At 46.4% G+C, this 12,658-nt stretch carries 15 protein-coding genes; 12 read left to right on the top strand and 3 right to left on the bottom strand.

Translation table 11 applies throughout. The annotated features are described in order from the left end of the window. Window positions 1-180: 180 nt before the first annotated feature. Window positions 181-615 carry a MerR family transcriptional regulator gene (locus FGT79_RS07130; protein WP_138752023.1) on the top strand — a complete coding sequence of 145 codons (435 nt, stop codon included), beginning with the start codon at window positions 181-183 and terminating at the stop codon, window positions 613-615. A gap of 234 nt (window positions 616-849) precedes the next feature. On the opposite strand, the gene FGT79_RS07125 is transcribed toward FGT79_RS07130, so the two are convergent. After that, on the bottom strand, window positions 850-1,065 hold the full coding sequence (locus FGT79_RS07125; protein ID WP_138752022.1) for a hypothetical protein: 216 nt from the start codon (window positions 1,063-1,065) through the stop codon (window positions 850-852). 283 nt (window positions 1,066-1,348) lie between these two features. Between FGT79_RS07125 and nrdI the strand changes: the two genes are divergently transcribed. The 3 genes from nrdI (at window position 1,349) to nrdF (ending at window position 4,981) form a co-directional block, all read left to right on the top strand. After that, on the top strand, window positions 1,349-1,708 hold the full coding sequence (nrdI, locus tag FGT79_RS07120; RefSeq protein ID WP_138752021.1) for a class Ib ribonucleoside-diphosphate reductase assembly flavoprotein NrdI: 360 nt from the start codon (window positions 1,349-1,351) through the stop codon (window positions 1,706-1,708). After that, window positions 1,695-3,779, top strand: a complete 2,085-nt coding sequence (gene nrdE, locus FGT79_RS07115) for a class 1b ribonucleoside-diphosphate reductase subunit alpha (RefSeq protein ID WP_138752020.1) — start codon at window positions 1,695-1,697, stop codon at window positions 3,777-3,779. The genes nrdI and nrdE overlap by 14 nt, the downstream gene beginning before the upstream one ends. A gap of 245 nt (window positions 3,780-4,024) precedes the next feature. Beyond that, a complete protein-coding gene (gene nrdF / locus FGT79_RS07110; protein ID WP_138752019.1) occupies window positions 4,025-4,981 on the top strand; it encodes a class 1b ribonucleoside-diphosphate reductase subunit beta in 957 nt (318 codons plus the stop codon). 95 nt (window positions 4,982-5,076) lie between these two features. Here the strand turns inward: nrdF and FGT79_RS31020 are convergent, their stop codons facing one another. Beyond that, complete coding sequence (locus tag FGT79_RS31020) at window positions 5,077-5,226, bottom strand: hypothetical protein (RefSeq protein ID WP_171056110.1); 150 nt, start codon at window positions 5,224-5,226, stop codon at window positions 5,077-5,079. Between the two features lie 151 nt (window positions 5,227-5,377). Here FGT79_RS31020 and FGT79_RS07105 point away from each other — a divergent pair, with 151 nt between their 5' ends. The 8 genes from FGT79_RS07105 to FGT79_RS07065 all read left to right on the top strand — a co-directional run bounded on the left by FGT79_RS07105 (window position 5,378) and on the right by FGT79_RS07065 (window position 11,300). After that, the gene (locus FGT79_RS07105) at window positions 5,378-6,355 is read left to right on the top strand and encodes an ABC transporter ATP-binding protein (RefSeq protein WP_246096192.1); all 978 of its coding nucleotides are present in this window, start codon (window positions 5,378-5,380) and stop codon (window positions 6,353-6,355) included. Then, window positions 6,355-7,158 carry an ABC transporter permease gene (locus FGT79_RS07100; RefSeq protein ID WP_138752018.1) on the top strand — a complete coding sequence of 268 codons (804 nt, stop codon included), beginning with the start codon at window positions 6,355-6,357 and terminating at the stop codon, window positions 7,156-7,158. The genes FGT79_RS07105 and FGT79_RS07100 overlap by 1 nt, the downstream gene beginning before the upstream one ends. A gap of 5 nt (window positions 7,159-7,163) precedes the next feature. After that, complete coding sequence (locus tag FGT79_RS07095) at window positions 7,164-7,946, top strand: ABC transporter permease (protein WP_138752017.1); 783 nt, start codon at window positions 7,164-7,166, stop codon at window positions 7,944-7,946. Window positions 7,947-8,040: 94 nt separating this feature from the next. Further along, window positions 8,041-8,949 carry an HPr(Ser) kinase/phosphatase gene (gene hprK / locus FGT79_RS07090; protein ID WP_138752016.1) on the top strand — a complete coding sequence of 303 codons (909 nt, stop codon included), beginning with the start codon at window positions 8,041-8,043 and terminating at the stop codon, window positions 8,947-8,949. Between the two features lie 150 nt (window positions 8,950-9,099). After that, window positions 9,100-9,552, top strand: coding sequence for a GyrI-like domain-containing protein (locus tag FGT79_RS07080; protein ID WP_138752015.1), 453 nt, complete (start codon window positions 9,100-9,102; stop codon window positions 9,550-9,552). Window positions 9,553-9,770: 218 nt separating this feature from the next. Then, window positions 9,771-10,253 (top strand): hypothetical protein, encoded by a 483-nt coding sequence (locus FGT79_RS07075; RefSeq protein ID WP_138752014.1) that lies wholly within the window; start codon window positions 9,771-9,773, stop codon window positions 10,251-10,253. Beyond that, window positions 10,250-11,041: a PhzF family phenazine biosynthesis protein gene (locus FGT79_RS07070; RefSeq protein ID WP_138752013.1), complete on the top strand. Its 792-nt coding sequence runs from the start codon at window positions 10,250-10,252 to the stop codon at window positions 11,039-11,041. Before FGT79_RS07075 ends, FGT79_RS07070 begins: the two co-directional genes overlap by 4 nt. 4 nt (window positions 11,042-11,045) lie before the next feature. Next, window positions 11,046-11,300, top strand: a complete 255-nt coding sequence (locus tag FGT79_RS07065; RefSeq protein ID WP_138752012.1) for a DUF2164 domain-containing protein — start codon at window positions 11,046-11,048, stop codon at window positions 11,298-11,300. Between the two features lie 151 nt (window positions 11,301-11,451). Here the strand turns inward: FGT79_RS07065 and FGT79_RS07060 are convergent, their stop codons facing one another. Beyond that, complete coding sequence (locus tag FGT79_RS07060; protein ID WP_138752011.1) at window positions 11,452-12,624, bottom strand: GGDEF domain-containing protein; 1,173 nt, start codon at window positions 12,622-12,624, stop codon at window positions 11,452-11,454. Between the last annotated feature and the right edge of the window lie 34 nt (window positions 12,625-12,658).

Below are 12,658 nucleotides of genomic sequence, written 5' to 3'. Positions count from 1 at the left end.
GATCCGATGTGACCACTATATAATTTGGAGTCGACTCCAAGTCAAGCGACTTTTTGGGAGGTATTTATTTTTTGGTTTTAGAATGGGATAGTAGGTCTGAGTTTTCGAACAGGAGTTGACTTGGAGTTCGCTCCAAGTTGTATAATTGATGGACTGGACATGGAGGAGGTTGATTATTTCATGGCAACTATAGGCATGACGATCAAGGAAACGTCAGAGCAGGCAGGGCTATCAGAGGACACCATTCGTTATTATGAGAGAATAGGGCTGCTTCCACGTGCGGAGCGCAAAGAAAATCGGCATCGGGTGTACCGCGCCGAGGATGTGGAGACGATGAAGCTCATTACCTGCTTGAAGAAGACGGGCATGTCTTTGGAGGAGATGAAGCCATATCTGGATTTATCCATGCAAAACGATCTTTCGGCCTCGCCTGAGCTAATCGACATGATTCTATCCCATAAGCGTAAAATCGAGCAGCAAATGGTTGCTTTGCAGCAGATCGTCGATCTAATTGATACGCGGCTTGTACGGGGCCACTTTGCCCCTGAGAGTTGCACGCTGCCCAGCGAAGGGAAAAGAATGCCGGTCGCTCCCGCAAGCAAGCAGAGGCATTAATAGATATAAGGCTTAATCGCTAACTTGAGCTCGTCAGTCGATTGTGGACTTACGGGCTTTTACATGTCAGCCTCTCTACATCTAGTAGAAGACAGCTAGCCATCGTCGAAAATAATCACGCTCTGAACCTGATTGTAATATTTGATCAGAAGAGGTGACGTGAACGAGAAGTGCTATCGAATTCTTCAAATTGCAGGCTTGTATATATCTAGATCTTGTGTCTTGCTGTTCGGATTACTCTCGAAGTGCTTCCTTCAAACGGCTGTTCATGCCGGCCTCAGTTGAAGCTTTCCGAACGGAATCGAGCTTCATCTTTCTTATCAGCAGGGCTGTTTGATCACGTTCTCTCTCCAGCTTTTCGATGTATTCAAGCAGTTCAGGTACGGTATATCCTGCATCTTGGAACAGTTTTTCGAGTAGATCCCGGATCTTCGATTCGGAAGTATTCATAGGTAAAGGCACCTCCTAAAGAGCAATAAAATGTCACTATCCCATCATATCCGTATCTGTTAAAATAGTCGAGTGGCACAAAAAAGTAGATTAATATTTTCTCCATAATTTTCATTGACTACTCCTATATATTGATGTAGAATCAAAAACATCAACTACATATTGATGTAGATTGATGGATTCATTGATTACCCATGGTAAACCTTGAACCGGCGCGACTGACAGATTTGCTAGTCAGAAGCGCTTTTTGATTGCTTTTATTCAGTAAGGGAGCGAACGTGCCATGCTAGTTGTCTATGATTCCAAAACAGGTAATGTCAAGCGTTTCATCAAAAAATTGAATATGCGGGCAGTACCAATCGATGAGAAGGCAGCAATGGACGAGCCGTTCGTGCTAGTCACTTATACAACAGGGTTTGGTCAAGTTCCGGAGAAGGTTACTTCGTTTCTCGAGAACAACGCGGACATGCTCCGCGGCGTTTCTGCCAGCGGCAATCGGAACTGGGGAAGCGGGTTCGCTAAAAGCGCGGATACGATCTCAGAGCAGTATGCGGTTCCCGTGATTTTGAAGTTTGAGTTATCAGGTACGAATCAAGATACGCAACATTTTGTCGAAAGGGTGCGAACCATTGAAGCATATTGAATTGAATAATGAATTGATGCAGCGCGGCGCGGATGGATTTTATCAGCTGGAGAAGGATAAAGAGGCTGTAGCTGCATTTATGGAAGAAGTGGCCGAGAAGAGCGTGAAGTTCGACTCCCTCAAACATAAGCTAGACTACTTAATCGAGAACGATTATTACGATAATGTATACGAAAAATATACACATGAGCAGGTTGAGGCCGTATTTACGTTAACATCGAGCAGCGGCTTTGAATTTCAATCCTATATGGCAGCATCGAAGTTCTATAAGGACTATGCGATGAAGACCAACAACAAATTGCAATATTTGGAACAATACTCCGATCGCGTAGCAATCGTGGCACTTCATCTCGGACAGGGCGATGCAGCTAGAGCACTCCGCATTGCTGAAGCGATGATCGATCAGCGCTTGCAGCCTGCGACTCCTACCTTCCTTAACGCAGGCAAAAGCCGTCGTGGTGAGATGGTGTCCTGTTTCCTGCTTGAAATGGACGATTCCCTTAATTCCATCAACTATGTGCTTGGCACATGCATGCAGCTTTCCAAAATCGGCGGCGGTGTTGCCGTCAATCTCTCGAAGCTTCGTGGACGCGGCGAGCCTATCAAAGGCGTAGAAGGCGCAGCGAAAGGCATTATGCCTGTTCTTAAACTTATGGAGGATGCATTCTCCTACGCGGACCAGATGGGTCAGCGCAAAGGCTCAGGCGCAGGTTACTACAATATTTTCGGCTGGGACATTATTGAGTTCTTGGATTGCAAAAAAATTAATGCCGACGAGAAAACGCGTATTAAAACATTGTCGATCGGTCTTATAATCCCGAACAAGTTCTATGAGCTCGCTGCTCAGAACAAGCCGCTCTTTGTGTTTGGCCCGCATTCCGTACAGAAAGCATACGGCAAGCATCTCGATGATATGGATATGGACGAAATGTACGAGGAATTGCTCGCGAACGAGCTCGTAACACGTAAAAAAGTAATGAATGCACGTGACATGCTGACCAAAATCGCTTCGATTCAGCTAGAATCAGGCTACCCATACATTATGAATAAAACAAATGCCAACAGCGTACATGCGCTGAAGGATATCGGATCGATCAAAATGTCCAACCTGTGTACGGAAATTTTCCAACTGCAGGAGACTTCAGAAATAAAGGATTATGGTTTCGAAGACGTGATTCAACGCGATATCAGCTGCAACCTGGCTTCGCTCAATATCGTGAACGTGATGGAACATAAGAAAATAAAAGAATCCGTGCATGTCGGCATTGAAGCGTTGACTACGGTTAGCGATTTGTCTAATATCGACAATGCACCTGGCGTTCGCAAAGCGAATGAGGAGCTTCATTCTGTCGGTCTTGGTGCGATGAACTTGAACGGCTACCTCGCCAAAAACAAAATTGCATACGAAAGCGAAGAAGCAAAAGATTTCGCTGGTGTATTCTTTATGATGATGAACTATTATTCTCTTGAGCAAAGCATGGAGATTGCCAAAGAACGCGGTATCACGTTCAAGGATTTCGAGCGCTCTGAGTATGCAAAGGGAACTTATTTCACTCGTTATGTAGAAACGGATTATCGTCCTAAGACGGATCGCGTCAAGGAATTGTTCGAGGGTATGGACATTCCATCGCCAGAGGATTGGGCAGCGCTCAAGGTTAAAGTGCAAGAGCATGGTCTATTCCATGCATACCGCCTTGCCATTGCGCCGACTCAAAGCATCTCGTACATCCAGAATGCGACTTCAAGCGTAATGCCGATCGTTGAACATATCGAAACACGTACTTATGCGAACTCTACTACTTATTATCCAATGCCTTATTTGGCGCAAGAGAACTATTTCTACTACAAATCGGCTTACAATATTGATCAGTTCAAGCTCATTGATCTTATTGCTGAGATTGGGCAGCATATCGATCAAGGCATCTCATCCGTACTTCACGTTAATAGTAATGTGACTACGCGTGAGCTGGCACGATTCTATGTTTACGCTGCACAAAAAGGGCTCAAATCTCTCTATTACACAAGAACAAAGCGGCTCTCCGTTGAGGAGTGCACAAGCTGCGCTGTTTAAGTTCAAATATAGAGAATGCATAGCCTAAGGCTATGCATTCTCTATATTTCTCGGAATGAAACGCGTCGCGCCGCTAAGGATGGCGTCAGGCGTTTCTTCTTAAAATATAAGAATTTATAAGGTTATTCGCTTATAAAGGGCTTATATTTCACCGTCAAAGCTACTTCAGCGTCTTAAAGGACGCCGAAGGCGTTTTTGCTTGTAAATTTAATTGATGCTTACGTAGCAAAGAAGGAGCTCACCAAATGAAAGCAGTAAACTGGAACCGCCCGGATGACGATTTCACTCTAACATTCTGGCAGCAAAACCTTATGCAGTTTTGGACGGATGATGAAATTCCTCTGTCAGACGATAAAATGGACTGGATGGAAATGACCGACGCTGAGCGCATGCTTTACAAAAACGTGCTGGGCGGTCTAACCTTGCTGGATACGATTCAAGGCGGCATCGGTATGCCCAAAATTCTAGAGCATGTAGAAGGCTTGCAGCGCAAAGCAGTGCTTTCTTTCATGTCGATGATGGAACAGATTCATGCGAAATCGTACAGCAGCATCTTCACAACACTCGCTTCAGGGGAAGAGATCGACGAGATATTCCAATGGGTAGAAAGCAATGAGCAGCTGCAGAAGAAAGCAAACCTCATATCCTCTTGGTATTCGAATATCACAGGCCCGAAAGAGCTTTATAAGGCGATGGCGGCGTCTGTGTTCCTAGAAAGCTACCTGTTCTACAGTGGTTTCTTCTACCCGCTTTATCTGGCAGGCCAAGGTAAAATGACGAGCAGCGGCGAAATTATCGATTTGATTCTTCGTGATGAGAGCATCCACGGTTTGTACGTAGGCGTACTTGCGCAAGAACTGTTCGAAACGTTCAGTCCGGAGGAGCAAGCTCAGCTTCAAATCGAGTTGTACGCGCTTCTGGACGAGCTGTATGAGAATGAGCTAGTGTATACTGAGCATTTGTATACGCCTCTCGGTTTGACCGAAGAAGTGAATGTATACGTTCGTTACAATGCGAACAAGGCGCTTATGAACCTTGGTATGGAGCCTCATTTCCCTGAGGAGTCCGTCAATCCTATTGTATTTAATGGTATCAGCACACATACGAAGCAGCATGACTTCTTCTCCAAAAAAGGAAACGGTTATGTACGCACGGTCCACGTCGAGCCATTGAACGATGATGATTTTATATTCAACTTTTAATAAAGTATAAGCTTAATCAGTAAGCTATATTTGAATAGTTAGGCACAAATAACCCCCGTCGTTACAAGTCATCTTGTAGCTGCGGGGGTTCGTGTTTATTTTTCTTCTTCTGAATCTACAGATTGCTGAGGGGAATCGTCAATAGATGTTTGATCTTTTACATACTCGTCTTGATCACTGCCCCAGACATAATCATAGTTTGTGATATCTGGCTTGTATGCTGTTTCCTTCTGTTTATCAGTCATGAGATCAACTCCTTCCGTCTTAGTATGCGATCTCAAATCGTAAAATACTCTACCGAAGCCGTATGTGATAAGCGGATGTTTAAAATAGATTGATACTACAAATGGGGAATGTTACCATATTCCTCTCAAATCGTGCACGGAGGTAAAAGAAGTGATAAAAGTAGAGGGATTAGCGAAAGCCTATCATGTTGCAAAGCGTTCATCAGGCGTTAAAGAAGCGATGAAGGCTTTATTCAAGAGGGAATACAAGGTTGTGGAAGCGCTTAAAGATATTTCTTTTACAATTGAACCAGGTGAGATCGTCGGATACATCGGACCGAATGGGGCAGGCAAATCGACGACAATTAAAGTAATGAGCGGCATTCTAGTTCCCGACAGCGGCAGTTGTACAGTTATGGGATATACGCCGTGGGAGGACCGGGTCAATTATGTCAAGCATATCGGCGTCGTATTCGGCCAACGCTCTCAGCTATGGTGGGATGTGCCGGTTATCGATTCCTTCGATTTGCTTAGGGATATATACAAGGTGCCTGAGCAGGAATATCAAAGCACGTTAGCATTGCTAACGGAGACGCTAGAGCTGCAGGAAATCATTCAAATGCCAGTCAGACAGCTCAGCTTAGGTCAAAGAATGCGTTGTGAAATTGCAGCATCGCTGCTGCACAGCCCAAGCGTGCTCTTTCTTGACGAGCCGACGATTGGACTGGACGCGGTATCCAAAATTGCAGTGCGTCGCTTTATCCGTACGATTAATGAACAGAAGCGTGTCACTGTTATTCTAACTACACATGATATGAACGATATCGAGGCGCTTGCGAATCGCATCATTCTGATTGGGAAAGGAAAGCTGCTGTATGACGGCAGCTTGAGCGCCATCCGTGATCAGTTCGGTACGAAAAAAACGATGACGGTCGTATACAGTCATCATGCGAACCCTTTCCAAGTTGAGGGGGTTCATATTGAATCATGGTCGCCAGAGAGGGCGGTGCTTAGCGTAGACACGTCGGAGGTCGTGATCAGCGATGTGCTAATTCGGTTATCGCAGCAGGTTGAGCTGTTAGACGTAGCTATCGAAACGCTGCCAATTGAGGATATGATCGTTCAGCTCTATAAGGAGCATCAACTATAATGAAGGCTTATCTATCGGTATTTAGACTACGCTTAACCAATGTCATGCAATACCGCACGGCTGCGCTTGCCGGCGTTGTTACACAATTTTTCTGGGGCTTTATCATCATTATGGTGTTCGAAGCGTTCTACAGCAGTTCGGTTGTATCGCCGCCGATTTCATTAGAACAGCTTATCACGTACGTTTGGCTGCAGCAGGCATTCCTCGCATTTGTTATGCTTTGGTTTCGCGATAATGAGCTCTTCGAGCTGATCACAACGGGGAATATCGCTTATGAGCTTTGCCGGCCTAGCGGGATATACGGTTTGTGGTATGCAAAGCTGCTCGCTCAGCGGCTCGCAAGCGCTTTGCTAAGATGCCTGCCGATTCTTGGCGTTGCGCTGCTGCTGCCGGAGCCTTATCGACTGCCATTACCAGCGAACCCGCTTGCATTCCTAATGTTTATACTTGCACTGCTATTCGGATTATTTATGATGGTTTCACTGTCTATGCTCATGTATATCTCCGTATTCGTTACGTTATCTCCTGCCGGCTCGATGCTTATGTTCGCTGTGGTTGGTGAGTTTCTAGCGGGCATGGTTATTCCGGTACCGCTCATGCCGGAGTGGCTGCAGAGCATCGTGTACGTGCTGCCGTTTCGCTGGACAGCCGATTTCCCGTTCCGCGTTTATTCGGGTCATATTGGGCTAGAGGAAGCGGCTGTCGGTATCGCTATCCAGCTCATATGGTTGACTGCGTTAGTTGGAATCGGCAGATTCGCGATGGCCAAAGCATTACGTAACGTGGTTGTGAATGGAGGATAATAGCGATGAGATTATACAGCAAATATGTTGGCGTTTTATTTAAATCGCAAATGCAGTACCGGACCTCGTTCTGGCTGCTCGCACTTGGTCAGTTTCTCGTCCCGTTCTCTGTGTTCGCGGGACTGTACTTTTTATTTGCGCGTTTTGGACAGATTAAGGGTTGGGAATTTCATGAGGTCGCGCTCTGCTTCTCCATTATCCATATGTCATATGCGATCAGTGAATGCTTTGCTAGAGGTTTCGATTCCTTCTCTGTGCTGGTTGGAAATGGGGACTTTGATCGTGTTCTGGTGCGGCCGCGCAGCACGGTGCTGCAAGTGCTGGGTTCGAAATTTGAGTTTTCTCGTGTTGGCAAGCTTGCGCAAAGTATGATTGTCCTCGGCTGGGCGACTTCCCAATTGTCGACAGAATGGACGATACTAAAGGTGCTCGTCTTGGTCCTGATGATCGTAAGCGGCGTCTTCGTATTTACAGGTATATTCATGCTGGCGGCAACGATGTGCTTCTGGACGGTACAGGGACTTGAGATAGCCAACATATTTACAGATGGCGGAAGAGAGATGGCACAATACCCGCTCAATATCTATCAGAAGTGGGTGACGCGTTTTTTTACGTTCGTAATCCCATTTGGCTGCGTTAATTATTTGCCGCTGCTATATTTGCTGGACAAATCAACGGGCAATCCGCTGCCTTATATACTGGCTCCTCTCGCCGGCATCCTGTTTATTGCGCCATGCTTGCTCGTTTGGCATACAGGAGTACGTCATTACCGCTCAACGGGCTCTTAGAAATTGACGATTTGGTTACGATGGCAGGGAAAAGCGAAGCGGCGTGGAATGTTACCTTTAACGAGAAATGGAGCAGCAAAGGGGGAATTTTATTGTGAAATCGATAGCGATCCAAGAGCTGGCATCACAATTTTCGCTGGAGGTGCTAGCTGGCTTTGACCAGTTGGATAGGGAGATTGTGAAAGCCAGAGCATATCGCCCTGGACTTGAGTTCGTCGGTTATTTCGAGTTTTTTCCACAGGAGCATATTCAGATATTAGGAAAGAAAGAAATTACCTATCTGCACAGCTTGAGTGAGGAAGAGCGCAACCATCATATTGGCAACATCGTCAAATATCATCCACCTTGTTTTGTTGTGACTGCAGGCCAAGATGGCTTGAAATATTTGACAAAGTATTGTGAACAAGAAGGCATACCGCTGCTCCGAACAAATGTGGCGACGGCACAATTTCTAGGTATGCTTGACGCGTATCTGCTCAAAACACTAGCTCCGGAAATATCTATCCATGGCATCTGTTTGAATGTATCAGGAATTGGGATCTTACTGCGCGGCAAGTCTGGGATTGGGAAGAGTGAAACCGCCCATACACTCATAAGACGCGGCTCTAGACTCGTTGCGGATGATATTGTCGTGCTTAAAAAGCTCAGCTCGCGAACGCTGCTTGGTACGCATAATGAGAAAACCAAAGAGTTTCTAGCGCTGCGCAGCATTGGGCTGATCAATGTGGTGCGCTTATATGGCAGACAAGCCTTCCAGGATGAGACAAGGATTGTACTCGACATTGAGCTTGCCAAATGGCGTGATAATGAACTGAATAATGATTTGGAGCTGGAGCCCAAATTCACAGAATACATGGGTGTTCAAATTCCGCATATTGAAATTCAGCTGCAGCCAGGCAGAGATGTAGCTGGATTAATTGAAGCGGCGGCGAACAACTGGTATTTGAAGCAGCAGGGCTACAGTGCGATGGAGGAGTTTATGAAAAGGCTGGAGATGGAGTAGCTGTCATCATCCAGTTGCTTCTATGGAAGGTTCCGGAAGCATGATAATCATGTAAACAGCTATCCTAACGCTGGTAAAACATGATACACTATGAGCAGAGAAAGCTCATCCTAGCGTACAAGTCCTGACAGATTCGAAGGAGGAAATCGCGTGGAAAACTGCTCCATTGTAACAAAGCCGGCACTTCATTTGGCAGGCATCAGCTATTGCGGTCCTTACTCATCCTTTCCGGATGAAGCTATTAGGCTGCAAACCGAGTTTTTGACGCGCAAGCATGAGCTGAATGACGCAGTCAAATCAACGGTGCTTTACAGTCCGTATTTCGGCAATGAAGCATTCGCCACTTACTGGGCCTGTTATGAGGTTCAGCATCTGGAGGAGGTTCCTCCTGGTATGGTGCAGTTTACCATTCCGGAGCATCGCTACGCGATGGTCGCCAGCTCTAATAAACGAATAGGCGAAGGTTATGAACAGCTTCACGCTTGGATTAATGAGATGCAGCTAGAGAAGCAAGAAAACGCTGTTTCGCTGGAATTGTTTTATATTGACGAGCATCATTTGGAGGAAGAGCCGGTAGAGCTACTCATCCCTCTCAAAGGATAACCCATATAGAGTGCTTGCGCGCACTGGAGAAGAGCATGGCAATTATGCCGACGCTTCCGATCCTTTTGCGAAGGCAGGCACTTTTTTTAAAATATAGGAAGGCACATGATTTTGCCATACTTTCTGTATATTTTTTGGAATGAAACGTGCTGCGCCGCCAATGGACGGAGACAGCCATTTCACCTTGTTTGAAGGCCTAGAGAGAAGGGGAATGGGGAATGGAAAGACTGGATGAAAGCAAGGTCGCTGACAGGCGAAGCCAGTTCGTTCCCTTGCTGCTATATGGTTTGCTTGTTGGTACGATTAGCGGTGCGGCGCTTGGATTAGTTATGAAGCTATTTGGCGAAATCACAGGGACTGGTATCTATGTGCTGCTGCTGAATGTGGATTTTATCGCTTGGCTGCCGCATCCAATGACCGAGAGATTTGAATTTGTGCTTCATATGCTGGTGGCATTGCCAATTGGTATCCTATTTATAGCGATGCTGCGGGTCTGGACATCACCGCTTGGCGTGGGTCTAGGGATGGGGGCGGCAATTGCTTGCTGTACTTGGATTCCACTCACGCAGATGTCGGAGCGTACACCCTCTACGGCTGATCTCGCTGCCTTGTCATGGTGGATAGCTGGTCATCTTGTATACGGTGTTGTTCTTGCTGGCTTAGGCTTCATATGGATGATGAAAGGATGGGATAAACGATGAGTTTGGATATTTATTTCGTAGATGCGTTCACAAGCGAACGTTTTAAAGGGAACCCGGCCGTTATTTGTTTCTTAGAGGAGCCGCGCTCTGCTGCCTGGATGCAGCAGGTAGCGATGGAGATGAACCAATCGGAGACCGCATTCGTGGAGCCTGGAGAAGACGGCTTTGGCTTGCGCTGGTTTACGCCGATCGCAGAAGTCGATTTATGTGGTCATGCTACGCTGGCGGCTGCTCATATCATGTGGCAAACCGGCAGGGTACAGCCAGATGTGACGGTACGCTTCCATACAAAGAGCGGACTCTTGACTGCTCGGCGAAGCGGCGATTGGATCGAGATGGATTTTCCTGTAGAGACACCGTTAGCAGTTGTGGCGCCAGAAGAACTCATCCAAGGGCTTGGCCTCATTCCGCGGTTCGTTGGTCGTAACCGAATGGACTTTTTCACAGAGATTGATAGTGAGGAGACGCTGCGCGCATTGCAGCCTGATTTCAGCTTGTTAGCTAGATTGGATGCGCGGGGAATCATCGTCACGAGCCGAAGCACAGGCTCAGACATTGATTTCGTTTCGCGTGCATTTTATCCGGGAACGGGTATTGATGAGGATCCGGTCACAGGCTCTGCTCATTGCGCGCTTGCTCCATACTGGGCGAAGCGGCTAAGAAAAGAGGAGCTAACCGGCTACCAAGCTTCTGCACGAGGAGGTATTGTGAAGGTGAAGCCGGAGGGCGAGCGTGTTTATTTGTCGGGACAAGCTGTCACGGTATTAAAAGGTCAATTGGAGGAATAAACGAATGTTAGTGATGAAGCTTCCCAAGGAACAGAAAGAGCAGTTGACTGCAAGAATCCAGCACTATTTCGAGCTGGAGCGGTCGGAAACGATTGGTTCAATCGCGGCGGAGCAGCTGCTTGAATTCGTTATTCAAGAGATAGGCCCGCATCTGTACAACCATGCGATCAACGATGCACGAAAGGCGGTTCTTGAGCGGATGCAGACGCTTGAAGACGAGCTCTATGCGCTTGAGAAACCGATCATAGCGAAGCGATAGATACACAAGCAAATAGGCCTAGGAACCATTGCCTTAATCGAGTTGCCAAGCCGAAACAGACAGTTTGTCTAGGCTTTGGTGTTCGAAGATGAGTAGTCAGATATCCATCCCGATTCTATGTTTCATGGGGATGGATACTAACGTTTACTGCTTAAGCGAGTGATTTCTTGTTGGCTGAAGATGCTTTGAAAGCGGATACTTTGTTCTTCCCTGTCGTTTTGGACAGATACATCGCCTCGTCTGCCTGCTTGACCATTTCTTGTACGGCCTTGCTTTCTTTGGAGGTGCTGAAGCCCACGCTTATCGTAACCATCGTTTCCTGCTCCACTCTGCGGCGGATCGATTCCGCTACAATTTCTGGCTTCACTTGCTCGGTGCTGATGCAGCTGAGCAGTTCTTCCCCTCCATATCGTCCTGCTGATCCAATTCCGCTTGATTCCTCTTTAATAATATCTGCCACCTGTTTCAACACGCCATCAGCTTTGTGGTGACCATATGTATCGTTTAATTTCTTAAAGTTATCGATATCACAAAAAATAACAGCCATCGATTTGCTGCCTTGAAGAATTTGTTCGGCTTTGGTGTGGAAATGCCGACGATTATAGAGGCCGGTCAAGCCATCCGTAATGGAGGATTGATACGTATTCATGAGCCGCTCGATTACCCATTCAAAGAGCAATAAAAACAACAGTGTATAATAGACAATAGGCAGCAGCTGGCTTAGCGAAATCAGCCAAATTAATGAATCATGAAAAATATAAGCGTTCGAGAGCCGTGCCAGCTCACTTGCGAAAAATACGATTAAACTTGCGTAATATTTGGTGCTGAGATCTGCGCCTCTCGTGTCCAGCATGATCATAAGAACGACGAGCAATCCGTAAAAGTCGAGTAAAGGAAAGCTGAAGGCTTCCGGCCTTAGAGTCGTTTCCGTTGTAATGGGTGCTATAGCCAATTGTATGCCTGCAATGACAAGTGTGACCAAGCCCATAATGATAAAGGGTACGGCTTTCAGTTGAGCTGATCGATGAGTATATAATTTCATGAAAACAAAGTTTATAATAATAAAAGAAACGATCTGCATGATCGTGAAGCTGAGGTACACATAGGGCGATAACGACCAGCCTGGGTACGTAAGCACGACAAGCAGGCATTGCTTGATGATGATGAACGAGATGGCCGTAATAAGCAGGCGATGAGTTCGTTTGTTGCGATAGCTTACATAGAGCCTGACCGACATAAAGAGCATGAGAATGAGGATGACGATAACAGCAACTGATGAGAGAAGCTGACCGTTAGGGCCTGATAGCCATTGTGTAATTGACATGAGTTAACCACCGTTATCTAGTATAGGATGCAAT

Source organism: Paenibacillus sinopodophylli (genome assembly GCF_005930355.1).
GTDB classification, from domain to species: Bacteria; Bacillota; Bacilli; order Paenibacillales; family Paenibacillaceae; genus Pristimantibacillus; species Pristimantibacillus sinopodophylli.
The sequence above is the reverse complement of the archived record's forward strand: the minus strand, read 5'-3'. Positions and strand labels throughout refer to the sequence as shown.